This is a genomic window from Pacificibacter marinus, assembly GCF_018860665.1.
GTDB classification, from domain to species: domain Bacteria; phylum Pseudomonadota; class Alphaproteobacteria; order Rhodobacterales; family Rhodobacteraceae; genus Celeribacter; species Celeribacter marinus_A.
This window is the reverse complement of record NZ_JAHKPK010000062.1, coordinates 90,595-115,146: the sequence shown is the minus strand read 5'-3', so window position 1 is coordinate 115,146 and position 24,552 is coordinate 90,595. Positions and strand designations below refer to the sequence as shown.

23 protein-coding genes are annotated in these 24,552 nt (G+C 51.9%); 8 read left to right on the top strand and 15 right to left on the bottom strand.

The window, feature by feature from the left end; genetic code table 11:
- Nucleotides 1–36 precede the first annotated feature (36 nt).
- The 4 genes from KO497_RS17530 to ccrA form a co-directional block, all read right to left on the bottom strand.
- A complete protein-coding gene (locus KO497_RS17530) occupies nt 37–675 on the bottom strand; it encodes an acyl-homoserine-lactone synthase (RefSeq protein ID WP_215945251.1) in 639 nt (212 codons plus the stop codon).
- 164 nt (nt 676–839) lie between these two features.
- Nucleotides 840–1,553 carry a helix-turn-helix transcriptional regulator gene (locus KO497_RS17525; RefSeq protein WP_215945250.1) on the bottom strand — a complete coding sequence of 238 codons (714 nt, stop codon included), beginning with the start codon at nt 1,551–1,553 and terminating at the stop codon, nt 840–842.
- On the bottom strand, nt 1,507–1,716 hold the full coding sequence (locus tag KO497_RS17520) for a hypothetical protein (protein WP_215945249.1): 210 nt from the start codon (nt 1,714–1,716) through the stop codon (nt 1,507–1,509). Before KO497_RS17520 ends, KO497_RS17525 begins: the two co-directional genes overlap by 47 nt.
- Nucleotides 1,717–2,019: 303 nt before the next feature.
- Nucleotides 2,020–3,312: a crotonyl-CoA carboxylase/reductase gene (ccrA, locus tag KO497_RS17515; RefSeq protein ID WP_215945248.1), complete on the bottom strand. Its 1,293-nt coding sequence runs from the start codon at nt 3,310–3,312 to the stop codon at nt 2,020–2,022.
- Nucleotides 3,313–3,677: 365 nt separating this feature from the next.
- Between ccrA and KO497_RS17510 the strand changes: the two genes are divergently transcribed.
- The 3 genes from KO497_RS17510 to KO497_RS17500 all read left to right on the top strand — a co-directional run bounded on the left by KO497_RS17510 (nt 3,678) and on the right by KO497_RS17500 (nt 7,508).
- A complete protein-coding gene (locus tag KO497_RS17510; RefSeq protein ID WP_215945247.1) occupies nt 3,678–5,657 on the top strand; it encodes a protein meaA in 1,980 nt (659 codons plus the stop codon).
- Nucleotides 5,658–5,718: 61 nt separating this feature from the next.
- Nucleotides 5,719–6,426 (top strand): purine-nucleoside phosphorylase, encoded by a 708-nt coding sequence (gene deoD / locus KO497_RS17505; protein WP_215945246.1) that lies wholly within the window; start codon nt 5,719–5,721, stop codon nt 6,424–6,426.
- A gap of 86 nt (nt 6,427–6,512) precedes the next feature.
- Nucleotides 6,513–7,508 (top strand): aldo/keto reductase, encoded by a 996-nt coding sequence (locus tag KO497_RS17500; protein ID WP_354668132.1) that lies wholly within the window; start codon nt 6,513–6,515, stop codon nt 7,506–7,508.
- Nucleotides 7,509–7,577: 69 nt separating this feature from the next.
- On the opposite strand, the gene creD is transcribed toward KO497_RS17500, so the two are convergent.
- From creD to KO497_RS17445, 11 genes are all read right to left on the bottom strand, one after another.
- A complete protein-coding gene (creD, locus tag KO497_RS17495; protein ID WP_215945245.1) occupies nt 7,578–9,032 on the bottom strand; it encodes a cell envelope integrity protein CreD in 1,455 nt (484 codons plus the stop codon).
- A gap of 148 nt (nt 9,033–9,180) precedes the next feature.
- Nucleotides 9,181–9,960 carry a succinate dehydrogenase iron-sulfur subunit gene (locus tag KO497_RS17490; RefSeq protein ID WP_215945244.1) on the bottom strand — a complete coding sequence of 260 codons (780 nt, stop codon included), beginning with the start codon at nt 9,958–9,960 and terminating at the stop codon, nt 9,181–9,183.
- Nucleotides 9,961–9,969: 9 nt separating this feature from the next.
- Nucleotides 9,970–10,293, bottom strand: a complete 324-nt coding sequence (locus KO497_RS17485) for a hypothetical protein (protein WP_215945243.1) — start codon at nt 10,291–10,293, stop codon at nt 9,970–9,972.
- The gene (sdhA, locus tag KO497_RS17480; RefSeq protein ID WP_215945242.1) at nt 10,293–12,101 is read right to left on the bottom strand and encodes a succinate dehydrogenase flavoprotein subunit; all 1,809 of its coding nucleotides are present in this window, start codon (nt 12,099–12,101) and stop codon (nt 10,293–10,295) included. Before sdhA ends, KO497_RS17485 begins: the two co-directional genes overlap by 1 nt.
- Nucleotides 12,102–12,113: 12 nt before the next feature.
- Nucleotides 12,114–12,485, bottom strand: coding sequence for a succinate dehydrogenase, hydrophobic membrane anchor protein (locus KO497_RS17475; protein ID WP_215945241.1), 372 nt, complete (start codon nt 12,483–12,485; stop codon nt 12,114–12,116).
- A 12-nt stretch (nt 12,486–12,497) separates the two neighbouring features.
- Complete coding sequence (gene sdhC / locus KO497_RS17470; protein WP_215945240.1) at nt 12,498–12,887, bottom strand: succinate dehydrogenase, cytochrome b556 subunit; 390 nt, start codon at nt 12,885–12,887, stop codon at nt 12,498–12,500.
- A gap of 280 nt (nt 12,888–13,167) precedes the next feature.
- Nucleotides 13,168–14,199, bottom strand: a complete 1,032-nt coding sequence (locus tag KO497_RS17465) for a MaoC family dehydratase (RefSeq protein WP_215945239.1) — start codon at nt 14,197–14,199, stop codon at nt 13,168–13,170.
- A gap of 31 nt (nt 14,200–14,230) precedes the next feature.
- Nucleotides 14,231–14,434 carry a DUF1737 domain-containing protein gene (locus KO497_RS17460; protein WP_215945238.1) on the bottom strand — a complete coding sequence of 68 codons (204 nt, stop codon included), beginning with the start codon at nt 14,432–14,434 and terminating at the stop codon, nt 14,231–14,233.
- Nucleotides 14,435–14,444: 10 nt separating this feature from the next.
- Nucleotides 14,445–14,990, bottom strand: coding sequence for an NnrU family protein (locus KO497_RS17455; protein WP_215945237.1), 546 nt, complete (start codon nt 14,988–14,990; stop codon nt 14,445–14,447).
- A 3-nt stretch (nt 14,991–14,993) separates the two neighbouring features.
- Nucleotides 14,994–15,857: an HpcH/HpaI aldolase/citrate lyase family protein gene (locus tag KO497_RS17450; protein ID WP_215945236.1), complete on the bottom strand. Its 864-nt coding sequence runs from the start codon at nt 15,855–15,857 to the stop codon at nt 14,994–14,996.
- 338 nt (nt 15,858–16,195) lie between these two features.
- Complete coding sequence (locus tag KO497_RS17445) at nt 16,196–16,948, bottom strand: sulfite exporter TauE/SafE family protein (protein WP_215945235.1); 753 nt, start codon at nt 16,946–16,948, stop codon at nt 16,196–16,198.
- A 163-nt stretch (nt 16,949–17,111) separates the two neighbouring features.
- Between KO497_RS17445 and mdh the strand changes: the two genes are divergently transcribed.
- The 5 genes from mdh (at nt 17,112) to KO497_RS17420 (ending at nt 24,551) form a co-directional block, all read left to right on the top strand.
- Entirely contained in the window at nt 17,112–18,074 is a 963-nt protein-coding gene (gene mdh, locus KO497_RS17440) for a malate dehydrogenase (RefSeq protein WP_215945234.1), read from the top strand.
- A gap of 194 nt (nt 18,075–18,268) precedes the next feature.
- Complete coding sequence (locus KO497_RS17435) at nt 18,269–19,198, top strand: hypothetical protein (RefSeq protein WP_215945233.1); 930 nt, start codon at nt 18,269–18,271, stop codon at nt 19,196–19,198.
- 160 nt (nt 19,199–19,358) lie between these two features.
- On the top strand, nt 19,359–20,555 hold the full coding sequence (gene sucC, locus KO497_RS17430) for an ADP-forming succinate--CoA ligase subunit beta (RefSeq protein ID WP_215945232.1): 1,197 nt from the start codon (nt 19,359–19,361) through the stop codon (nt 20,553–20,555).
- A 4-nt stretch (nt 20,556–20,559) separates the two neighbouring features.
- Nucleotides 20,560–21,444 (top strand): succinate--CoA ligase subunit alpha, encoded by an 885-nt coding sequence (sucD, locus tag KO497_RS17425; protein ID WP_215945231.1) that lies wholly within the window; start codon nt 20,560–20,562, stop codon nt 21,442–21,444.
- A gap of 143 nt (nt 21,445–21,587) precedes the next feature.
- Nucleotides 21,588–24,551, top strand: a complete 2,964-nt coding sequence (locus KO497_RS17420; RefSeq protein WP_215945230.1) for a 2-oxoglutarate dehydrogenase E1 component — start codon at nt 21,588–21,590, stop codon at nt 24,549–24,551.
- Nucleotide 24,552 lies beyond the last annotated feature (1 nt).

Sequence of the window (24,552 nt, the reverse complement as noted above, 5' to 3'; positions counted from 1 at the left end):
CGCAAGGTGCCAGTGAGATCGAACATTTGTGTCAATTCATGCATAGGCATGCAGCGGGGCATCGCCTGCTGGCGCAAAAGCACGACGCAGCCATGCCTTTGATGTCGCACGATCCACACCCAATTTGGCTAATGTCCGCGCAAAGGCATCAGGCCGCATTTCCCAAAGGCCGACCCCGATTTCCTCGCGCCCCTCTCCCGCACGACCAATCACATCCGGTGACAGTCCCATAAGGCGATAAATGCGTTCCATACGTGGATCAAACACACCAACGAAATGATCCAACTTGAATTCATCCATAACTTCGCCCGCCCCTAAGGTGAGGGCCGCGGTTACGTTTCGCTCAGCCCTTGGAGCCAAACAAAACCGCGTGCATTCCCAAATCAACGGGCTTTCGATCCGCACGCCATCTGTCAGGTGTGAAAAGTGATCGTTGACCATTGTGTTGCCAATCGTCGGCAAGAAACGCATCGATCCGCCGTGGCTGCCATCTGCGTTTTGCCAAATCACATAAAGAGGATTGAGATCATCATATTCGTCCCGTTCGTGGCCCATCGCATTTACGGTCACGGCCCAGCCCAGACGGTTCTTAAATTGATCGGCACGATCCTTGAACATCGTGTCGCGCAGATAAGGGAATTGATGAAGTGAGTCGCCGTAAATGTAACGCAACATGGGTTTGCTCCTGTGACCGTTCGTTGGTCTGAAGCTATGCCGCGCAGGTGACCAGATGCTAAGTACAGCGTGCGGATGGCCTATCAAGCGATGTTTGCTGCGCACGGCGGCCTATGGATTGGTGCAACAGTAAATAGGCCGATGCGGCGTTGATCGGTGCTGGGTTAGACGATAATCACGCCCGTCGACAATGCACGTGCTACGGCATGGGTCGTATTTAGCGCTCCGAGTTTGTGTCGCGCGGCTTCTATATAGACACGCAATGTATGCTCAGAAATCCCCATTTCTTGTGCTGCTTGGGCACGGGAAAGCCCCTTGGCTAGATAGGATATTGCCATCAGTTCACGCGGCGACAGGCTTGGGGTCGGCAAAGCAGTATCGCCTGCCTCGAATTCCAACGCTTTTTTGTTGAACTCATGACCAACGATGATCAAATCACGGCCATATGCGTCGATGAATGCCTCCCAATCCGCATCACTTGCCGTATTGTTAACAGTGAATAACGCAAATTGTCCGTGTGGCCCGCGGATCGGAATGGTGTAACCTTGGTTCCCCACTCCGAAGTCGATCGCTTCCACTAAAAACGCTTTCGCCGCCTTTGTGGACCAATCCAGCTGTTTCCAATTCACGGGAGTAAATCGTTGGAAGCACCCAAAAATAACAGGATCCATTCGCAGGTAGTCTTTTTCAAGATAGCGATCGACCCACTCGGAGGAGTAGGTGCCTGCGCCAAAGCGTTCACCAACACTATTGACCCAGTGATAAACAACATGTTCAAGCCCAAGCTTATCTCGCAACTCTTCTGTCGCAGCCTGAAAATGCTCTAATGTGTTAACTTGCGGGATAGCCTCCAGAAAGTTTTCTAACGTCGATTTCATGCGTACATGCCTGATCTAGCTGCGCCTCGGCACCTTTGTTCGCGAGCTCAACGGCAACCACGAGGCAGGCATCTGAAAGCTGATCTGCAGTCGCTGGCATCCCGTTCAGTTCGGCAAAAGTCCGAAGGTCTGTCAGTACATCAAGTATCCAATCGTTCCGCATGTAAAGCCTCATCCGTTGGTGTTTCTGTTGTTCTTTCAACTTTAGCATGTGTCGTCATATGTGAAAATTCGCGGATTCACCCTCCCCCAAAATAGGGAGGCATTAAATATTAAGGCACTGAGACATATAACTATTGGGGAATATTGACAAAAAAAAATCAATTCTGTCTATAATTTTAATTTGTGGATAGGATGGCTGGCAAAACTCAGCAGCAACCTAGAGTTGCACAAAGACAACACTCAAGAAATGCGAAAGGCCCGTGCAGAACACGGGCCCTATCAAGATGAAATATGCGCCTTTACTTTAAGTCATAGACCTCGCGTTCAAAGCGTCTTCAAAGGTCTTTAAACCAGCTTTTGGCGATTGAACCAGCACTGCCATATTTCCGGGCTTATGCTCATTGCGACGCATTTTGATATGGGCCTGTGGAATTTCATTCCATGGCAGCACTTCTGACATGCAAGGATCAATCAGCCCCTCGCACATCAACCGATTGGCCGATGCAGCTTGCTTAAGATGTGCAAAGTGCGAGCCTTGGATACGCTTTTGATGCATCCAAATGTAGCGCACATCAAAGGTACAATTGAAGCCCGATGTGCCTGCACAAATCACGATCATGCCACCCTTTTTACAAACGAATGACGACACTGGAAACGTTGCTTCGCCAGGATGTTCAAACACCATATCGACGTTATTGCCTTTGCCCGTGATGTCCCAAATGGCTTTGCCGAACCGACGCGCCTCGCCGAACCATGCCGCGTACTCTGGCGTGTTCACAGTGGGCAGCTGGCCCCAGCAGTTGAAATCATTGCGATTGATCACGCCCTTTGCGCCGAGCGACATCACAAAATCACGTTTGTCTTCGTCAGAAATCACCCCAATGGCATGGGCGCCAGCCGCTTTGGCCAATTGGATCGCGTAAGACCCAAGTCCACCTGACGCGCCCCAAACCAACACATGTTGTCCCGGTTTGATGTCATGCGGCGCATGACCAAACAACATGCGGTAGGCTGTAGCGAGCGTCAACGTGTAGCACGCGCTTTCTTCCCATGTTAGATGCGTTGGTCGCTTAAGAAGCTGCTGCGCTTGCACACGCGTAAATTGCGCAAAAGACCCGTCAGGTGTCTCATAGCCCCAAATCCGTTGTGTCGGAGAATACATAGGGTCGCCACCATTGCATTCTTCATCATCCCCATCGTCTTGATTGCAATGAATCACAACTTCATCGCCAACGCTCCAGTTTTTAACTTTAGATCCCACCTTCCACACGATGCCTGACGCGTCTGATCCAGCAATATGATAGTCTGCACCATGGCTGTCGAACGGCGAGATCGGAACGCCGAGACCAGCCCAAACACCGTTGTAATTCACGCCAGCAGCCATCACCAAAACAAGCACCTCATGGGCCTCAATTTCAGGTGTCTCGACAACTTCGACTTGAAAACTTTTGTCAGGCTCACCGTGACGCTCGCGACGGATCGCCCATGCGTACATCGTTGAGGGGACATGGCCCAATGGGGGCATTTCACCAAGTTCGTAAAGATCTTTTTCTAGGGCTTCATACTGAGTCCCCCCGCGCGTTTCATCAAGTGCCATATCTGTTTCCTCTTCATATTTTCGGCCACCAGACAGTGCTGGGTGCGGCCTCTCCCCCAGTGGGCTTTTAGGGAGGGTTGCTCAATGCCGCATCGCAGAATCGCGACCTCTCTGATACAGAAGTATGACTCAATAAGTAACAATACAACTATTTTGTTGTAATTTTTGCAATTTAATAACTATTCAAATTCAAAAATTCAGTAAAAATTTGCAATCAACGATTATCATAACCTCTCACATAATAAACAAGTCACTGTAGTTAATATATAAAATGAAATTGCCGCAGCGCAATATTTTCAATTGGCTTATTCTTGCTGCTAATATACAAATGTTGAAATATAGTTTCATCCAAAGTGAGATTCCTTATGACCAATGCGCAAAAAGACAGACCTTGGCTGTTCCGAACCTATGCTGGACACTCGACCGCAAAGGCGTCCAACACGCTTTACCGCAGCAATTTGTCTAAAGGACAAACGGGGCTGTCCGTCGCATTCGATCTGCCCACACAGACGGGATATGACAGCGATCATGAACTGGCCAAAGGAGAAGTCGGTAAGGTTGGCGTTCCGATCTCACATCTTGGCGATATGCGAATGCTGTTCAAGGATATCCCGCTGGAACAGATGAACACGTCAATGACGATCAACGCGACAGCCCCATGGCTTTTGTCGCTTTATATCGCAGCCGCAGAAGAACAAGGCGCCGATGTATCTAAACTGCAAGGCACAGTTCAAAACGACATCGTCAAAGAATACCTGTCGCGTGGCACCTATGTATGCCCCCCGCGCCCCTCATTGCGGATGACCACGGATATAGCGGCCTATACGCAAGCCCATATGCCCAAGTGGAATCCGATGAACATCTGCTCATACCATTTACAAGAAGCTGGAGCCACGCCAGAGCAAGAATTGGCCTTTGCCCTCGCCACAGCCATCGCTGTGCTTGACGACCTTAAGGGCAAAGTTCCCGCCGAGGCCTTTCCGGCGATGGTTGGGCGTATTTCGTTTTTCGTGAACGCAGGCATTCGCTTTGTCACCGAGCTGTGCAAGATGCGCGCCTTTGTCGAATTGTGGGATGAAATCACCCAAACACGCTATGGCATAGAAGACCCGAAATTTCGCAGGTTTAGATATGGCGTTCAGGTCAATTCACTGGGTCTGACCGAGCAACAACCCGAAAACAATGTCTACCGTATTTTGATCGAAATGCTGGCTGTCACCCTGAGTAAAAACGCACGCGCACGCGCCGTGCAACTGCCCGCTTGGAACGAAGCGCTTGGCCTGCCGCGCCCCTTTGACCAGCAGTGGTCTTTGCGCATGCAGCAAATTCTGGCCTATGAAACCGACTTGTTGGAATATGAGGATCTGTTCGACGGCAACCCTGCGATTGAACGCAAGGTCTCAGCCCTAAAAGACGGCGCACGTGCGGAACTGAACACGTTGGACGCCATGGGCGGCGCAATTGACGCGATCGAATACATGAAATCACGCCTGGTTGAGGCCAACGCCGACCGCATTGGCCATATTGAAACCGGCTCCACCACAGTGGTCGGCGTCAACAAATGGCTTGAAGGAGAGCCTTCGCCTTTGACCACAGGCGACGGCTCTATCATGAAATCTGATCCTCATGCAGAGGCCGATCAAATCGAACGTCTCAACGCATGGCGCGCAAAACGAGATGAACCAAAGGTACAAAAAGCGCTCGCCGCTTTGCGCGAGGCCGCGCAGTCTGGCGCAAATATCATGCCGCCCTCAATTACAGCCGCCAAAGCTGGCGCAACAACAGGCGAATGGGGCGATATGGTTCGTGCGGCTTTTGGCCAGTACCGTGGTCCGACAGGTGTATCCATAAGTGCCTCCAATCGCACCGAGGGGTTAGATGACATCCGCGAAGGCGTGGCTCGAGTATCCAAATCCTTGGGACGCCAGCTAAAATTTCTTGTCGGCAAACCTGGCCTTGATGGCCATTCCAACGGTGCCGAACAAATCGCGGCCCGCGCCCGCGATTGCGGCATGGACATCACCTATGAAGGCATTCGACTGACGCCGCAGGAAATCGTTAACGCCGCCGCCCGTGATGACGCCCATGTTGTTGGTCTGTCGATCCTGTCAGGTTCACATATGCCATTGATGGCGGACCTCATGGTGCAGATGAAAGAAAACGGTTTATCGCACATACCGGTCATCGTTGGCGGTATCATTCCAGAAGCTGATGAAAAAGCGCTTCTGGAAATGGGGGTCGCGCGTGTCTACACCCCCAAAGACTTCGAACTGAACCGCATTATGTTTGATATCGTTGGTCTGGTTGATCCTGTAGCGTGTTCGGACAGCAGGTGCGCAAGGTAACCCCTAGCGCATAGACATTTCAAAGCTATACTCAACACATCTCCAGACAAAGGGTGCTTTGATGCCAACTCCACATATTTCCGCTGCCAAAGGCGACATCGCCGAAACCGTTTTGCTGCCCGGCGATCCTTATCGCGCCAAATGGGCTGCCGAGACGTTCTTGGACAATCCGAAACTGGTCAACGAAGTGCGCGGCATGTTCGGGTTCACGGGCACCTATAAAGGCAATCCCGTGACCATTCACGGGTCCGGCATGGGCATGGCGTCCTTGTCGATTTATGCCAACGAGCTCATCACAGAATATGGTGCGAAAACACTGATCCGCATCGGATCCTGTGGCGCCATGCAAGAGGCGGTGAACATCCGTGACGTGATCATCGCCATGACCGCGTCTACGCTGTCAACGCCATCACGCGGTATCTTCAAAGAAATCAATTTCGCCCCTTGCGCCGATTATGACCTGCTAGAGAAAGCCGTGGCAGCGGCGCGCGCCAAAGGCACGACGACACATGTTGGCAATATCTATTCGTCGGATGTGTTCTATGACGAACGCCCTGATTTGAATGACATCATGATCCGCCACGGGATCTTAGGCGTCGAAATGGAAGCCGCCGAACTGTACAATCTGGCCGCGCGCCACAGCGTGCGCGCTTTGGCTGTTTTGACGGTCTCGGATCATCTGATCACACATGAAGCCTTGCCCTCATCTGAGCGCGAAAGCTCGTTCGGCGACATGGTTGAAATCGCACTGCAAGCCGCCTTTGCATAACTGTCGCTTGGCTTCGCGATTACATCATCTAAAATATCGAGGTCGTCCATTGGGCGACCTTTTTCAGTCGCAATAAGGATTTTCCAATGACAATGCCAAAACGCAAACTGGGCAACACAGGCCCTGAGGTCAGCGCACTTGGGTTTGGAGCGATGAGCTTTGCAGGGTTCTTTGGACCGGCGGATGACGAGGTCAGCATGGAAACACTGGCAGCCGTCGATGAGGCGGGCATCGACTTTTGGGACACAGCCAATATTTACGGCATGGGCCGTTCTGAGACCATTATAGGCCGTTATTTCAAAGAGGTCGGCGCCAAGCGGAACATCACTTTGGCGACAAAAGCCTCCATCGTGCCGGGCCCGCCGCGCAGCATCAACAATGAAACAGGCTACTTGCGCAGTGAACTTGAGGCATCTTTGACGCGCCTGAACCGTGATCACGTCGAGCTGTTCTACATCCACCGCCGCGAACAAGAACGCCCAATCGAAGAAGTTGCCGAAAGTATGGGCAAGCTCATTGAAGAAGGCCTGATTGGCGGCTGGGGATTGTCCGAAGTGGCCCCCACAACCATTCGTCGCGCCCATGCTGTGATGCCTGTACGCGCGGTTCAAAGCGAATATTCGCTTTGGTCGCGTGAACCCGAACTGGGTGTGCTACAAACCTGTGCTGAACTTGGCGTGGCCTTCGTGCCCTTTTCACCGGTTGGACGCGGTGTCATCAGCTCGGTTGATTTGACGCCCAGCACCTTTGAGGCCCATGATTTCAGGCGTGTGAACCCACGCTTCATAGAACCCAATTTTTCCGCCAATATGAAACATGTGCGCGCTTTACGTGCTTTTGCAGAGACGAAAAACATCAGTGTCACGGCTCTCGCGCTCGCATGGACGATGAAGGCTGGCGACATGGTGATCCCCATTCCAGGGACGCGCACAAAAGAGCATCTGCAAGATTGGTTATCAGCCGCGACATTGAGCCTAACCAATGAAGACCTTGCCCAGATCGAACAGATCATGCCTGTCGGTTGGGCACACGGTGCGCGTTATGCTGACAATCAAACTGTGGGCGTTGAACGTTTTTGCTGAATGCTTTGGTCAAACGCAAAGAGCCGCCAATCGCTTGGCGGCTCTAACTCTATTTTTTGGAAGGCGGGACTAGTTTTGCGCCTCAGCCGCCTTCGCAGCCGCCGTTCGGGCAGCTTTTGCTTCGATACTTTCAGGGGCTGGCACTTTGACTTTTTTGGCAAACATACCTTTGCCCTCAGGCCCGTACCAATCTTCGTTTCGTGTAAAGTACATCGTCGCAGCCAAGGCTACAAAGGCGAGTGTCGCACCGGCCAACAATGCGAAATCTTCGGATTGCAAAATCAGATACAGCACGCCGTAAAGCACCAAAAGCATCAACGCCAAAACAGCAGTGCGCTTGCCAAGGTTCAATCCGAAATGCCCAAAGAAGGTCAGCAAGACAATCGTCGCACCAGCGGAAATAGCATAGGCAATAGCAAAACCAAACTGCTCGGAATAGGCCACCATCAATAACACAAAAATGGATTGCGCCAAACCAATGAGCAAATATTGCACCGGATGCGCGGGGCGTTTGGTGCCTTTTTCAATCAGCAATACCGTCAAAAACGTCAACGCAATAAACAGGATCGCGTATTTGGCGGCGCGGTAGGATTTTTGATAAAAATCATTGGGTTCTATAAATTCAACCCCAAAGGCCATGTCGCGTCGCAGCGTGCTTGTATAGTTATCACGAGACAATTGCGGCAAGGTACGTGCGAGATGTGGAATGGTCCAACGTGCCGAGAATCCTGCATCAGAAATGTCAGAGCCATCTGGCAAAAATGCCCCGCTGAAACTCGGACTGGCCCAATCGGAAGTCACCGCGACCGATGTTTGACGCCCGACGGGTGCGATCATCAACGATTGCGCGCCATTGAGACCAAGGTGCAAATCATAGGATGTCCCCTCGCGAGGGTCACCAATGTCCGCTGTGATCCCCGCACGGCGCTCTGACGAGGCAATGGGTTCAAGGGGGTATGCGCTGCCATCAATGGTCAGCACAGCCACCCCCCGCAATGCGGCATTGTTGGAAATATCGACCACCATCGCGGCGTCATCCCATAGAATGACTTCTTCGTTCACAGCCATATCCACGATCAAATCGGTTGGGAAATCAAAGGCAACGGTCATGTCAGCTTGGTACACTGGCACATTGAAAATTCCGCGGTGCCGCACTTGGGTTTGAGTCGCAATTTTCACATCAAAGGCATTTGGATAGACATAAATAGGATCGCGTTTCACCGTTACACGGCGCGTGACTTGCTTGAAAATGGCTTGGCCATTTTCATCCATCTTCACTTCATTTGTGATCGGATCGACGACTTGTTCAGAAGACGTTTGATCAACCGTTTCTTCAACAGGCACAACCAACACGGGCCCCGAGATCACTTGTTCACCGCCCCATTCGCGCCCGACGTCGCGCAGGGTATCTTCGGAATAATATTTACGGCTTTGCACAATTTCCGAAACGAAAAACAAAGGGATAAACATCAAAAGGGTCAATAGACCCACAATCAAAAATCGAATTCCTATAGAGTCGCGCATACCAGTCCTCACCAATTATTTCCGGCACAATGTCCGTGCAGCCCCTTGGGGTCAAGGTACGGAATATATTGCTAGACATACAAAGGGCACGCATAAAAAAAGCCCCGCAATATGCAGGGCTTCTCAAAATCTATGTATTTTAACCGCTCTAGTGGGTCCGCTCGATCATCATACCTTTGATAGACGCGATGGCTTTCGCTGGGTTCAAACCCTTTGGACAAGTCTTGGAACAGTTCATGATGGTGTGGCAACGGTAGAGTTTGAACGGATCTTCCAAGTCGTCCAAGCGCTCGCCTGTTGCCTCGTCACGGCTGTCGATGATCCAACGGTAAGCATGCAAAAGCGCTGCTGGCCCGAGGTATTTATCACCATTCCACCAGTAAGATGGGCAAGATGTGGAACAACAGGCACACATCACACATTCATAAAGGCCATCAAGCTTTTTGCGGTCGTCGATGGATTGACGCCATTCTTTGGCTGGCTTGTTGGTTTTGGTCTCGAGCCAAGGCATGATCGAGGCATGCTGCGCGTAGAAATGCGTCAGATCTGGGATCAAGTCTTTGACCACTGGCATATGTGGCAAAGGATAGATTTTCACATCCGCTTTGATCTCATCCATGCCGTAAATACAGGCCAGAGTGTTGATGCCGTCGATATTCATCGCACATGAGCCACAGATGCCTTCACGGCAAGACCGGCGGAATGTGAGTGTTGCATCGATTTCGTTTTTGATCTTGATCAGCGCGTCCAAAACCATCGGACCACATTTGTCCATATCGACAAAATATGTGTCCACGCTTGGGTTCTTGCCCGCGTCTGGATTGTAACGGTAGATCTGGAACTTGCGTACATTGGTCGCGCCCTCGGGCTTTGGCCAAGTTTTACCAGTGGTGATCTTTGAGTTCTTCGGCAGAGTTAGTTGTACCATAAATCTCTCCTATCCGAGCAAGCTGCTCAGTTCCGATTGCGCGATGCACGAGATTGTATCTGGCTGCGTCGCAATCGATGTAACAGTGCTGACTGTGCTGTCATCAATGCCAGTCACGGCCGCTTTGGCAATATCAACGATTTGGTCTGTTGTGGCATTGTCCACCACACAGTCCACCGCGTCATCGACATCAACGCCAGGCAATTTGTCTGCAATCACAGACTTGATGACGCTTTTGGCTGCCGATTGAGCGGAAGCTTCCACCAAGGCGTCAGTGGACAAACATCCACTGAGCGCAAAGGTGAGTGTGATAAGACCAACAGCCCGCAGCATTAGAATGTCCGCGCTTTTGGTGCGATGGTCTCGAGGCTGATCCCACCGTCTGCTTCGGTGGACAAAGGTGCTTTGACCACTTCACGGTGCGACAGTTCAACCTTATTGCCATCAACATGCGCGACTGTATGCACGCGCCAGTCTTTATCGTCACGCTTGGGGTAATCCTCATGGGCATGCGCACCCCGAGATTCTTTGCGCGCTTCCGCACCGACGATGGTCGCCATCGCGTTTGGCATCAAGTTGGCAAGTTCCAGCGTTTCCATCAAGTCAGAGTTCCACACAAGGCTACGATCGGTGACTTGTAAATCACCCATTTTGCCCGCAATAGCAGTCATCTTTTCGACGCCCTCTTTCAGCGTCTTGTCTGTGCGGAACACAGCCGCGTCGGCTTGCATGGTTTTTTGCATCTCAAGGCGCAATTCAGCAGTCTTGATAGCACCATTCGCATTGCGCAGACCGTCGAAACGGTCAAAGGCTTTGTCGATAGAGGCTTGGTTGAGCACTGGATTTGGTGCATCCGCGTCAACGGTTTTGCCCGCTCTGATCGCAGCAGCGCGGCCAAAGACCACGAGATCGATCAAAGAGTTAGACCCCAAACGGTTCGCACCGTGAACAGAGGCACAACCCGCTTCGCCCACAGCCATAAGACCTGGCACAACAGCGTTTTGATCTTTTGCGGTTGGGTTAAGCACTTCGCCCCAATAGTTGGTTGGAATGCCGCCCATGTTGTAATGCACCGTTGGCAAAACAGGGATCGGTTCCTTAGTAACATCCACGCCCGCAAAAATTTTCGCGGATTCAGAAATACCAGGCAGACGTTCAGCAAGCGCTTCAGGTGGCAAGTGTGACAGGTTGAGGTGGATGTGATCGCCCTCTTCGCCAACACCACGACCTTCGCGGATTTCCATGGTCATAGACCGTGACACGTAATCGCGTGGGGCAAGGTCTTTATAGGTTGGCGCATAACGCTCCATAAAGCGTTCGCCTTCGGAGTTGGTCAGATAGCCGCCTTCGCCGCGCGCGCCTTCAGTGATCAAACAGCCAGAGCCGTAGATACCCGTTGGATGGAACTGCACGAATTCCATATCCTGCAAAGCCAAGCCAGCACGAGCGACCATACCGCCGCCATCACCTGTACAGGTATGCGCAGATGTGGCTGAGAAGTAAGCGCGGCCGTAGCCGCCTGTCGCCAAAACAACCATCTTAGCGTTAAAGATGTGCATGGTGCCGTCGTCGAGCTTCCAGCATACAACACCCTGACATTGACCGTCTTCAGACATGATGAGGTCGATAGCAAAGTATTCGATGTAGAACTCAGCGTTGTTCTTCAAAGATTGTCCGTAAAGCGTGTGCAAAATCGCGTGACCGGTACGGTCAGCGGCCGCACAGGTGCGCTGAACGGGCGGGCCTTCGCCAAATTCAGTGGTGTGACCACCGAATGGACGCTGATAGATTTTGCCCTCTTCTGTGCGCGAGAATGGCACGCCGTAATGCTCAAGCTCGTAAACCGCTTTGGGCGCTTCACGGGCGAGGTATTCCATAGCGTCTGTATCACCGAGCCAGTCAGACCCTTTGACGGTGTCATACATATGCCACTGCCAGCTGTCTGGACCCATGTTGCCCAAAGAGGCGGCGATACCACCTTGTGCGGCAACAGTGTGCGAACGGGTTGGGAAAACTTTGGTCACACAAGCGGTGCGCAGACCTTGCTCGGCCATGCCGAGGGTCGCACGCAAGCCAGCGCCACCAGCGCCGATCACAACGACGTCGTAGTCGTGTGTTTCATATTCATAAGCTGCTGCCATGGGGTGTGCTCCTTACAGCGCGAGTTTGACGAGGGCGAAAAGGCCAGTGGCCAGAAGCGTGTAGGAAAACGCGCTCACAGCAATCATTGTGAGTTGGCGTTTGGTTCCGCCGACGTAATCTTCCACGGCGACATTTGCTTCGCGCATGAGATGTGGGATGCCAACAATCAATGTCAGCCCTGCAACAATCGCAGGAAACGGGCGGCTGTAATACGCGGTGACATCACCATATGTACCACCCAGCGCGCAGCCGAATGTAAAAACAAAAAGCGGAACAAGAATAGCCAAGCAGATAGAGGCAACCATACGTTGCCAGTGGTGATCGGCCCCATGGCCACCAGCGCCAAGACCTACAGCGCGTTTACGATCAGTGATAAATGACATTATGGGCTCTCCTTATACCACAATCGCTGTGATGACGGTCAGGATGGAAGCACCGATAAACATGCCCCAACCCATTTTTTCGGAAATCGCAACTTCGATGCAGTATCCAAAGTCCCAAATCGCGTGTCTCACCATGCCAAGCACATGAAACCAAAGCGCCCAAGTTGCTGCGAACATAATCAGATCGCCAAACCAGCAGGTCAGCAAACCGTTGACCACATCATAGTATGATGAAGATGTTGCAGCAGCCAAAAGCCACCACACAACCAATAGCGCCGCTCCGAGCAACGCAATGCCCGTGATGCGGACCATAATGGACGAAATTGAAGTCATCTGCGGGCGATAATATGGCCCGATCATAAAGGGCGACAGAGGGCGATTGCCTCGGTTCACATCAGCCATGGCGTTTTCCTTTTACGAATGATGCTGCGACGTTTCCGGATCGTTGTACCAAATTCTAGGACAGAGTCATCCTTTGTCAGCGCTAACTCAGTATAAAATTCGCCCTATTTCGGGCAAAAAAGTCAGATTTCTCACCTATGTGATCACAAATATTTTGTCGTGATCACAAAATGCGGTCACAAATTTTCCGACTATTATTGTTGGTTTTAGATGGCCTCGCACTCAAAAAAGCAAATGGAATCCTGCAAAGTGAAGCGACATTCCACCCCACTTTGATTCATCACAACGGCATAAGTGCCCAATAATCAAGATCCAAAAGAACGCCTTCGTGGTATTTCCCCACTTCATCTTTCAGGGCAAACTCAGGCGCACCATCTTTGACAGCAACCAAACGCAATCGTACAGCACCAACACCTGGGGCGCGCGTTTCGGCCTTATCCAACACTTCGGACCACGCCCGTACCGTATCGCCCGCAAAACAGGGGTTGGCATGAGACCCGCCATTGATCGCCACAATCATCTGCGCATTTGCCAAACCGTTGAATGACAGGGCCCGCGCAATGGAAATCACATGCCCCCCATATATAAGACGCTTGCCATCGGCGCGGTTGGTCGCATCGAAATGTACCTTCGCGGTGTTCTGCCAAAGCCGCGTCGCCATCATGTGCTCGGCGTCTTCAATCGTCACGCCATCCACATGATCGATCTTTTCGCCGATCTCATAATCTGCAAAACGATGCTCTTCGCCCGCGAGACCAAAACCATAACGCAGAAAGTCAAGCCCCTGAGGTAATGCAAGCAAACTTGGGTCAACAACGCTGCTCAGTTGCGGGATAACCGTCTCGGGCGCAGGGGCATCAAGGTTGCGCTTACGCAGCATGACCCAGCGTACGAATTCCAACACGGTCTCACCATGCTGATTAAGGCCTTTGGTACGCACCCAAACGACACCTGATTTGCCGTTCGAGTTTTGTTTAACACCAATCACTTCGGACACAGACCGCAGGGTATCGCCAGCAAAAACAGGTTTCAAAAACCGCCCTTCGGCATAGCCCAAGTTGGCCACAGCGTTAAGCGAGATATCTGGGACCGTTTTACCAAATACCGTATGAAAGGCGATCAAATCGTCCATCGGCGCGGCCATCAAGCCACAACTTTCTGCGAACTCGTCAGATGAATACAATGCGTGACGTGCGGGATAAAGCGCGTGATAAAGCGCCCGCTCCCCCCCAGACAAAGTGCGCGGCACGGCGTGTTCGATCACTTGGCCTACCGCGTAATCCTCAAAGAAACGTCCCGAATTGGTCTTCATCTGTACAAGCTCCGCATGCGAGGCCCCTCGGTTAAAGGGCCCCCAGTTTGACGTCGCGGGAATAGTCTCCCTCGGCATCTTTGGTCACGGCTTGGGCACACCGCATTGTTCCGTTCGCCGCATCATAGGCATAGGCGGGATCTCCGTAGAGATCCCATCCCTTACTCAATGCCTCAGTCACCTTGTGACAAAACTCAGAGGTGTCGTCGGCCGTCAAAAGTCGATAAGCTTTCATAATCAGCTCCTTAGCCCCAAGGTGTCACGCCAAGCGCCGCATGAATCCCCATCACAACAACAGTGACAACAACGGTCATTGCAGCAGCGGTGATTTCTTTTTTGGCAGCAACAGGCACATAAGGCGCAGGCACCACACCGCTGCGCTTCAGCACGATCACGGTCACTACCGCCCAAGCCATCATGCCACCGAACAACACAATGTCTTCCAGCGCGCCATTCACCAACAGATGCGCTAGCGCCCAGACTTTCACAGCTGTTAATTGCGGGTTTTTAATTTTAGACGTGATCCATGTTTTCGCGCCGCTTGAAGCAAAAAGGTAGATAGCCAAAAGCATCAACAGATTATTAACGCCAACCAGCGCCGCAGTCCGCCCCCAAAACACAGGCCCATCAGCACTGCGATATCCGACGACCATCAAGACAATGGCAAGGATCGAAAGAACTGCCACAATGCCTCTGCCCTTACTGCCTAGTTTTGCCCGTGCATCAGGCGCAAATCTGTTGAATAAATGCGCGCCGCTCCATAGCAGCACACCGAGAATTATAAGGATCATGGCTTACTCCATTGCTGTGATCGCACGCGCCTTATCTAACGTGGCCCGCGCCGTCACAATATGAAGATTTTCCACGATCTTACCATCCACAACCGCAATCCCTTCGCCTTTTGCCTCAGATGCTTCGAATGCTGCGATCTGGCGTTCGGCCAAATCGATCTCTTCGGCACTTGGCGCAAAGGCAGCATTGGCCACGGCCAGTTGCGCAGGGTGGATCAAGGTTTTGCCATCAAATCCCATATCGCGGCCCTGATTGCATTCAAATGTCAGCCCATCGTCGTCTTTAAAGGCGTTGTACACACCATCCAACACCACAAGGCCGTAAGCCTTGGCAGCCAAAAGTGCCAAATGCAGCCCGCCCATCATCGGTAATCGGTCGGCCCTAAAGCGTGCGTTCAGCTCTTTTGCCAGATCATTTGTGCCCATAACAAACCCAGCCAACCGTGGATGTGCGGCAATTTCTGCGGCATTCAACATGCCTAGCGGTGTTTCCATCATCGCCCAAATCGGCACATCTGGAATCGCCTGTGCCAGTGCCTCGACCATGGCGGCGCTTTCCACCTTTGGCAGCAAAATTCCGTCAATATCTGCGCCAACAAAGGCTGCGACGTCATCACGGCCCCAAATGGTATCAAACCCGTTCACCCGCACGATTTTGGCACGCACGCCATAACCGCCCCCTGCGAGGGCCGCCTTTAATATCTGACGAGCAGCCTTTTTTTCACTCGGCGCTACGGCGTCTTCGAGATCGAATAGAATTGCATCACAAGCAAGCCCCTTGGCTTTCTCCAATGCGCGTTCTTTGTCTGCAGGGATATAAAGTGCCGAACGATATGGGCGTGCTGATGTATGGGCTGCTTCGGCCATTGATTCCTCCGTTGCGCAATATTGTTGCGCAAGAAGGCATTAAATGGAACCATTACGCAAGCCCTAAATTTCCGCAGCGCAGAATAACCGTTTCTCTCTCCCCCAAAAAAAGCAAAAGCGTTGCGCATCAAAATCTACGCATCAAGAGGCCTCGATAATAACAGCCTTTTGATGGCTCATAACCCAGCATAATGGCACAAATAGCATATCTCGGGCAGCACGCGTCTTTTCCACAGCGCCCTCAGATCAGGCGTTTGATCTTCGTAACGACACGACAGCTTCAGCAAACGATGATGTTGGAACCTTGGCCGCGCAAGCTCATCTCGCGCGGCGCACGCTTAGAGCAGGGCGTCAAACATAAGCTTTGCACCAGTCACCACCAAAAAAACATAAGTTATTCCAAAGAATAACTTTTCAGAGATATTTTTGTGCAAATATGCCCCTATGAACACACCTGCAATAGCTGCGGGGATCAAAAGAAAATCCGCTTTGAACGTCTCTGGTGAAAAAATGCCTAAGGCGAAATAAGGAATGAATTTAAGTGCATTTATTGCCCAAAAGACGAGCACACTTGTGGCTTGAAATGTGGTTTTCTCAAGTTTTTGCGACAATAAATACACCGTAGCAGGTGGACCACCGGCATGACTGATAAAACTGGTAAAACCTGCAACACCCCCCCAAAATATCCCGCCACGCGCGCCCATTTTGACTTTAGGTGTCGGAACCAAGCCTCGGGATTTTGCCAACTGGTAGATCACGAACCCAATCGCAACAATCCCAATCAAAAATCGAAAGACGTCAGGATTTGCAAATCCAAATAACGCCCCGCCAAGCAAAATGCCGGGCACAGCACCAAGGATCAAAGTCCGTGCAATCGGCCAATCCCACTTACGCCAATACACTTTGATTGCAGTAACATCCATGACGATCAGCAAGGGCAGCATCAGTCCTATGGCTTGGCCAGGTGTTAGAATCAGTGCCAAAAACGGCGTCGCGGCAAAGGAGGCCACGGACCCAAACCCACCTTTTGACATACCTGCAAACACGACTGCGGGTATTGCAAACGCGAAAAAATATAAATCCAGATGCATAATGTTTTGGGCCTGTTTGTTTTGATTTTGTGGCACGTTAGGGCCATGAAAGCGGCGTGACCAGTAAAAACACCCATAGCTCTGCACTGCAGCGCACTTGCGCGACGGCACACAAATGATTACCCATGCGGCCAATCTTACCAACTGTCCGGAGACACATTCCATGGCTAGACCAAAGATTGCCCTTATCGGCGCAGGCCAAATTGGTGGCACACTTGCGCACCTTGCAGCCCTCAAAGAACTCGGCGACGTCGTGTTGCTCGACCTCAATGATGGCGCCGCCAAAGGCAAAGCGCTCGACATCGCAGAAGCAGGCCCATCCGAGGGTTTCGACGCTGCCATGAGCGGCACCTCAGACTACGCTGACATTGCAGGCGCAGACGTTTGTATCGTCACGGCTGGTGTTGCACGCAAGCCGGGCATGTCCCGCGATGACCTTTTGGGTATCAACCTCAAAGTGATGAAAGCTGTTGGCGAAGGCATCAAAGCCCACGCGCCAAACGCATTCGTTATTTGTATCACAAACCCGCTCGACGCAATGGTTTGGGCTTTGCAAGAATTCTCAGGCCTGCCAACTGAAAAAGTTGTCGGCATGGCAGGTGTTCTTGACTCCGCACGCTTCCGTCACTTCTTGGCAGAAGAATTCAACGTCTCCATGAAAGACGTCACAGCGTTCGTTCTTGGTGGTCACGGCGACACAATGGTTCCATCTGTGCGTTACTCCACAGTTGGCGGCATCCCGCTCCCTGACCTCGTAGAAATGGGCTGGACCACACAAGAGAAACTGGACGCAATCGTTCAGCGCACTCGTGATGGCGGTGCTGAAATCGTTGGCCTGTTGAAGACTGGATCCGCGTTCTACGCACCAGCAACATCTGCGATTGAAATGGCGGAAAGCTACCTGAAAGACCAAAAACGCGTTTTGCCATGTGCAGCTTACTGCGACGGTCAATTTGGTCTCGACGGTTTCTACGTTGGCGTACCAACAGTGATCGGCGCTGGCGGTATCGAGCGCGTCATCGACATCAAAATGTCTAAAGAAGAGCAAGTCATGTTCGACAAATCTGTCGACGCGGTCAAAGGCCTCGTAGCAGCTTGTAAAGAAATCGATCCCTCTTTGGCATAAGATGTCGACATTTTAAAACGATACAAGCCCGCGCGTTATGTGCGGGCTTTTTTTGTGCCAACGGCGCGCATGCGTAAACCAATCTTATCAAGCGGCCATAAAGACCTTTATTTCCCCTCATCAAGATCGTAAATTTTAACCAAATTGGTCGTCTGATTTTAGGCAAAAAGCCAATGCGTTGAGGAATTATACTTATGCCAATCGTCACCAATTTAGGCGTTTTCGATGACATCAAAGCGCAGGCTTTGGCCAAAGAAAAGCAAGGTGGCTTTTTTGTCGAGCTGAAAGACCAAATTTTGGTGTATATCCCCGGAAAGGACCGTCTGGTCGTCAGCTTTGACAACCATGCGTCGATCAGCGAGGACCAAACAGAACCAAGATTGCCTTGGGCCTATGGGTTAATCGCAAAGCGGGGGTGGGGCTGTCTTGGCGTCATGAACAAACGCAACGGATTTTACCAACAACCCGATCTACATGCCGCACTCGAAATGTTGCGCGACGACGGCTTGTTCAAAAGCTATCCAGCGGTCTCGCTCTACGGTGCCTCATCAGGCGGTTTTGGCGCTTGCGTCTTTGCGGGATTGGCGCCGAATGCAACAGTGGTCGCAACAGCACCACAGTCGTCATTGGCACAACGCTTGGCCCCTTTTGAAACGCGGTATCGATATGCGCGCCGCATCGAGCTGTGGAATGATCGCGAAGCCCCCTATCAAGATGCCGCCATTGGCTTGGCGACAGCCGCTAAGGCCTATCTGTTTTACGATCCGTATGAATCAATCGATGCCCAGCATTTCGCACGTTTGCGCGGCCCCAACACTATCGGATTACGCTGCCCGCACTTTACGCATAAAATCCCGCCTGTCATGCGTCGCTTGGGCTTGCTCAAAGCCATATTTGAACCCGCGCTAGAGGGCAGATTGACCCCTCAAGAGTTTTATAAAGCCATTCGCGCCCGCAAGTCTGTTCCAATGTATCAACTGAAACTGTTGCAAGACGCGATGGACCGCGGGCATTTTGACTTGGCCGAACGCACCGCATTAAGTTTGCTTGCCGAACAGAAAAATTGGAAAATTCGCAAGTCATTGCAGCGAATCCGCCAAGCACGCAAAGAAATTCAAGGATAGATTCGGATCAATTGGATATTTGTGATCACACCATTCAAGCGTGTGATCACAAAACACTCAAAAAACCGCTTATCACTCTTCTATCGGGAAAAAACTGTTCCTTAACCCATATGGTGTGTGTCATGTCTTGAGAGAATAAAACTTAGGATGGGACACGTTCATGAATATTCATGAGTATCAGGCGAAAGCATTGCTTCGCACATACGGCGCACCAGTTTCTGATGGTCGGGCTGTTTTGAATGCGGCCGATGCAAAAGCAGCAGCGGGTGAACTAGACGGACCACTTTGGGTCGTCAAAGCACAAATCCACGCAGGTGGACGCGGCAAAGGTAAATTCGTTGAAGCGGAAGCTGGCGAAAAAGGCGGCGTGCGTTTGGCGTTCTCCGTTGAAGAAGCTGCCGAGCAAGCTCAAAAAATGCTGGGTCAGACTTTGGTCACGCACCAAACAGGCCCTGTTGGCAAACAAGTCAACCGCATCTACATCGAAGATGGCTCAGACATCGAAAAAGAGCTCTACTTGGCTTTGCTCGTTGATCGTCAAACATCTCGCGTGTCTTTCGTGTGCTCGACTGAGGGTGGCATGGACATCGAAGAAGTTGCAGCCAACACACCTGAGAAAATCTTGTCATTCTCTGTAGACCCAGCGTCTGGTTACCAAGCATTCCACGGCCGCCGTGTCGCGTTCGCTTTGGGCCTCGAGGGCGCGCAGGTCAAACAATGTGTCAAATTGATGGGCAACCTCTACCGTGCTTTCACAGAGAAAGACATGGAGATGCTCGAAATCAACCCGCTGATCGTTCTTGAGAAATCACTTGATCTTAAAGTGCTCGACGCGAAAGTGTCCTTCGACGGCAACGCAATGTACCGCCACCCAGACGTGGCTGAATTGCGTGATGAGACTGAAGAAGATCCAAAAGAACTCGCAGCATCCAAGCACGACCTCAACTACATCGCTCTCGACGGCGAAATCGGTTGCATGGTGAACGGTGCTGGTCTTGCGATGGCCACTATGGACATCATCAAGTTGTACGGCGCAGAGCCTGCCAACTTCCTTGATGTTGGTGGCGGCGCGACGAAAGAGAAAGTGACAGAAGCTTTCAAAATCATCACCTCTGATCCAAACGTCAAAGGCATCTTGGTCAACATCTTCGGCGGTATCATGCGTTGTGATGTCATCGCAGAAGGCGTGATCGCGGCTGTGAAAGAAGTTGGCTTGCAGGTTCCACTTGTTGTGCGCCTTGAGGGCACGAACGTTGAGCTTGGCAAAGACATCATCAAAAACTCCGGTTTGAACGTGATTGCTGCTGACGACCTGAAAGACGGCGCGCAGAAAATCGTTAAAGCGGTGAAAGGATAATACCATGGCCATTCTCGTAGACGAAAATACCCGCGTGATCTGTCAGGGCCTCACAGGCTCACAAGGCACATTCCACTCAGAGCAAGCGATTGCATACGGCACCAAAATGGTTGGCGGCGTGACACCTGGCAAAGGCGGCATGACCCACCTTGACCTGCCTGTGTTCAACTCCGTTCACGAAGCACGCCACGTGACAGAAGCAAACGCTTCCGTGATCTACGTGCCTCCTCCCTTTGCCGCTGATTCAATCCTTGAGGCGATCGACGCTGAGATGGAATTGATCATCTGTATCACTGAGGGCATCCCTGTTTTGGACATGATGAAAGTGAAACGCGCTTTGGAAGGGTCCAAATCTCGTCTCATCGGACCAAACTGCCCAGGCGTTATCACACCTGATGCGTGTAAAATCGGCATCATGCCAGGCCACATCCACAACCGTGGGTCTGTGGGCGTTGTGTCCCGTTCCGGCACACTCACATATGAAGCTGTGAAACAGACATCTGATCTGGGCCTTGGCCAATCCACAGCTGTGGGCATCGGCGGCGACCCCATCAAAGGGTCTGAGCACATCGACATCCTCGACATGTTCTTGGACGATGACGAAACACAAAGCATCATCATGATCGGTGAAATCGGCGGCTCCGCAGAAGAAGAAGCCGCAGAATTCCTTGCCGAGCAGCGCAAAAAAGGTCGTTGGAAACCAACAGCTGGCTTCATCGCTGGCCGCACAGCCCCTCCCGGCCGTCGTATGGGCCACGCTGGCGCGATTGTTGCGGGTGGTAAAGGTGATGCGGAAAGCAAAATCGAAGCCATGAAATCCGCTGGAATCGTTGTAGCGGATAGCCCTGCGACACTCGGCGAAGCTGTTATGGCCGCGATCAAAGCCTAATTTCTGGCCTTGCGCTAAAAAAACGCCTGCGCCTTTGACTTTAAGGGCGCAGGCACAGCTTTATAAAACGATACGCATGTTAATATGTGCATCACACGACACAGAAACCAAACCGCACAGACACCCAAACCAAGGTCATCCTCATGTCAGACCAAAGCGACAACGACATCTTCCACGCGTCTTCCTTTATGCAAGGCCACAATGCGGAATACCTCGAACAGATGTATGCCCGCTACGCCACCGACCCGTCTTCTGTTGACGCGGCTTGGGGAGAGTTTTTCCAAAGCTTGGGCGACGCGCCTGCGGATGCACAGGCCGAAGCAGCTGGTCCCTCATGGGGCCGCGCCGATTGGCCGCCTGTGCCAAACGATGATCTGACCGCAGCCATGGACGGCCAATGGGCGCCAGAACCAGCGGCAGCAGAGAAAAAAATCAAAGCCAAAGCCGTTGAAAAAGGCGTCGAGGTCTCTGACGAGCAAGTCAAACGTGCTGTGCTGGATTCAATCCGCGCGCTGATGATCATCCGCGCCTACCGTATTCGCGGCCATTTGGTTGCCGATCTTGACCCGCTCAAGATGAAGGCCGATACGCCACACCCCGAGCTTGATCCAAAATCTTACGGCTTCACTGACGCTGACATGGATCGCCCGATTTTCATCGATAACGTGTTGGGGCTGCAAATGGCGTCCATGCGTCAGATCATCGACATCGTGAAGCGCACTTACTGTGGCACCTTCGCGATGCAATACATGCATATTTCCGACCCCGAACAAGCGGGTTGGTTGAAAGAGCGGATCGAAGGTTACGGCAAAGAAATCCAGTTCACCCGTGAAGGCCGCAAAGCTATTCTGAACAAGCTGGTCGAAGCTGAAGGGTTCGAAAAATTCCTCCACGTCAAATACATGGGCACCAAACGGTTTGGCCTTGATGGTGGCGAAAGCTTGATCCCCGCGATGGAGCAAATCATCAAACGCGGCGGCAACTTGGGCGTTAAAGAGATCATCATCGGCATGCCGCACCGTGGCCGCCTGTCTGTTTTGTCCAACGTGATGTCCAAACCTTACCGCGCGATTTTCCACGAATTCCAAGGCGGCTCGTTCAAGCCTGAGGACGTGGACGGTTCTGGCGATGTGAAATACCACCTCGGCGCGTCCTCGGATCGCGAATTTGATGGCAACTCTGTGCACCTGTCTTTGACAGCAAACCCATCACACCTAGAAGCGGTGAACCCTGTAGTGCTTGGTAAAGTGCGCGCGAAAACCGATCAGAACAACGATCCTGAGCGCACATCTGTGATCCCTGTATTGCTGCACGGCGATGCGGCATTTGCAGGCCAAGGCGTTGTCGCGGAATGTTTCGGCCTATCAGGCCTGCGCGGGCACAAAACCGGCGGTACCATCCACATCGTTGTGAACAACCAAATCGGTTTCACAACTGCACCGCATTTCTCACGCTCCAGCCCCTACCCAACAGACAATGCATTGGTCGTTGAGGCGCCAATTTTCCACGTGAACGGCGACGACCCCGAAGCTGTTGTCCATGCGGCAAAAGTGGCGACCGAGTTCCGCCAAAAGTTCCACAAAGACGTGGTCATCGACATTTTCTGCTACCGCCGCTTTGGTCACAACGAAGGCGACGAGCCGATGTTCACCAACCCGGCGATGTACACAACGATCAAAAAGCATAAAACAACCTTGCAGCTTTACACTGAGCGTTTGGTGAAAGACGGTCTCATCCCTGAGGGCGAGATCGAAGATATGAAAGCCGCCTTCCAAGCGCATCTAAATGATGAATTTGAAGCTGGCAAAAACTTCAAACCAAACCGCGCTGACTGGTTGGATGGGCGTTGGTCGCACATCAACAAAGAAGGCGATGAATACCAGCGTGGGCAAACCTCTATTTCTGCACAGACTATGCAAGAAGTTGGCAAGGCCTTGACGACCAAACCTGATCACCTGTCGATCCATAAGACCGTGACGCGTCAGTTGGATGCCAAAGCCAAAATGTTCGAAGAGGGCAAAGGTTTTGACTGGGCAACTGGCGAAGCTTTGGCGTTCGGATCGCTTTTGACCGAAGGCTATCCTGTGCGTCTTGCAGGCCAAGATTCCACACGCGGCACGTTCTCACACCGCCACTCAGCTTTGATCGACCAAAAAACCGAAGATCGTTACTACCCGCTCAACAACATCCGTGAGGGTCAGTCACAATATGAAGTCATCGACTCCATGTTGTCTGAATACGCGGTTCTTGGGTTCGAATACGGCTACTCGCTTGCAGAACCAAACTCATTGGTTATGTGGGAAGCCCAGTTCGGCGACTTCGCCAACGGCGCGCAGATCATGTTCGACCAATTCATCTCGTCTGGTGAAAGCAAATGGTTGCGCATGTCTGGCCTCGTTATGATGTTGCCACACGGCTATGAAGGTCAAGGACCGGAGCACTCCTCTGCCCGTCTCGAGCGCTTCTTGCAAATGTGTGGTCAAGACAACTGGATCGTGGCCAACTGTACGACACCAGCGAACTACTTCCACATTCTGCGTCGCCAAATCCACCGGTCTTTCCGCAAGCCACTGGTCTTGATGACACCGAAATCATTGTTGCGCCACAAACTCGCAACCTCTGTCGCCGCTGATTTCACCGATGGGTCGTCCTTCCACCGTGTCCTATGGGATGATGCGGATGCAGGCCACCGGACAGGTAAATCCGACATCACACTTAAAGACGACGACAAAATCAAACGCGTCGTGATTTGTTCCGGAAAGGTCTACTACGACCTTCTTGAAGCACGCGATGCCGCTGGCAAAGACGACACTTACATCCTGCGCCTTGAGCAATTCTACCCCTTCCCAGCTCTATCCTTGGTCAAGGAACTCGAACGTTTCAAAGGTGCTGAAGTCATTTGGTGTCAAGAAGAACCAAAAAATCAAGGTGGATGGACATTCGTTGAACCAAACATCGAATGGGTTCTCACCCGCATCAAAGCCAAACATACCCGTCCGGTTTACGCCGGTCGCAACGCCTCCGCGTCACCAGCCACTGGTCTCGCATCCCAACACAAAGCACAACAACTGGCGCTCGTGAACGACGCGCTGAATATCAAAGGGTAAT

Coding starts and splice junctions, on each gene's coding strand:
- KO497_RS17450 (WP_215945236.1), bottom strand. CDS start 15,857: ATGGCCGAAGCAGCCCATACATCAGCACGCCCATATCGTTCGGCACTT.
- mdh (WP_215945234.1), top strand. CDS start 17,112: ATGGCTAGACCAAAGATTGCCCTTATCGGCGCAGGCCAAATTGGTGGC.
- KO497_RS17455 (WP_215945237.1), bottom strand. CDS start 14,990: ATGATCCTTATAATTCTCGGTGTGCTGCTATGGAGCGGCGCGCATTTA.
- KO497_RS17475 (WP_215945241.1), bottom strand. CDS start 12,485: ATGTCATTTATCACTGATCGTAAACGCGCTGTAGGTCTTGGCGCTGGT.
- KO497_RS17445 (WP_215945235.1), bottom strand. CDS start 16,948: ATGCATCTGGATTTATATTTTTTCGCGTTTGCAATACCCGCAGTCGTG.
- KO497_RS17490 (WP_215945244.1), bottom strand. CDS start 9,960: ATGGTACAACTAACTCTGCCGAAGAACTCAAAGATCACCACTGGTAAA.
- sdhC (WP_215945240.1), bottom strand. CDS start 12,887: ATGGCTGATGTGAACCGAGGCAATCGCCCTCTGTCGCCCTTTATGATC.
- ccrA (WP_215945248.1), bottom strand. CDS start 3,312: ATGGCACTTGATGAAACGCGCGGGGGGACTCAGTATGAAGCCCTAGAA.
- KO497_RS17485 (WP_215945243.1), bottom strand. CDS start 10,293: ATGCTGCGGGCTGTTGGTCTTATCACACTCACCTTTGCGCTCAGTGGA.
- KO497_RS17435 (WP_215945233.1), top strand. CDS start 18,269: ATGCCAATCGTCACCAATTTAGGCGTTTTCGATGACATCAAAGCGCAG.
- KO497_RS17500 (WP_354668132.1), top strand. CDS start 6,513: ATGACAATGCCAAAACGCAAACTGGGCAACACAGGCCCTGAGGTCAGC.
- sdhA (WP_215945242.1), bottom strand. CDS start 12,101: ATGGCAGCAGCTTATGAATATGAAACACACGACTACGACGTCGTTGTG.
- KO497_RS17460 (WP_215945238.1), bottom strand. CDS start 14,434: ATGAAAGCTTATCGACTTTTGACGGCCGACGACACCTCTGAGTTTTGT.
- KO497_RS17520 (WP_215945249.1), bottom strand. CDS start 1,716: ATGCGGAACGATTGGATACTTGATGTACTGACAGACCTTCGGACTTTT.
- KO497_RS17510 (WP_215945247.1), top strand. CDS start 3,678: ATGACCAATGCGCAAAAAGACAGACCTTGGCTGTTCCGAACCTATGCT.
- creD (WP_215945245.1), bottom strand. CDS start 9,032: ATGCGCGACTCTATAGGAATTCGATTTTTGATTGTGGGTCTATTGACC.
- deoD (WP_215945246.1), top strand. CDS start 5,719: ATGCCAACTCCACATATTTCCGCTGCCAAAGGCGACATCGCCGAAACC.
- KO497_RS17420 (WP_215945230.1), top strand. CDS start 21,588: ATGTCAGACCAAAGCGACAACGACATCTTCCACGCGTCTTCCTTTATG.
- KO497_RS17525 (WP_215945250.1), bottom strand. CDS start 1,553: ATGAAATCGACGTTAGAAAACTTTCTGGAGGCTATCCCGCAAGTTAAC.
- sucD (WP_215945231.1), top strand. CDS start 20,560: ATGGCCATTCTCGTAGACGAAAATACCCGCGTGATCTGTCAGGGCCTC.
- KO497_RS17530 (WP_215945251.1), bottom strand. CDS start 675: ATGTTGCGTTACATTTACGGCGACTCACTTCATCAATTCCCTTATCTG.
- sucC (WP_215945232.1), top strand. CDS start 19,359: ATGAATATTCATGAGTATCAGGCGAAAGCATTGCTTCGCACATACGGC.
- KO497_RS17465 (WP_215945239.1), bottom strand. CDS start 14,199: ATGAAGACCAATTCGGGACGTTTCTTTGAGGATTACGCGGTAGGCCAA.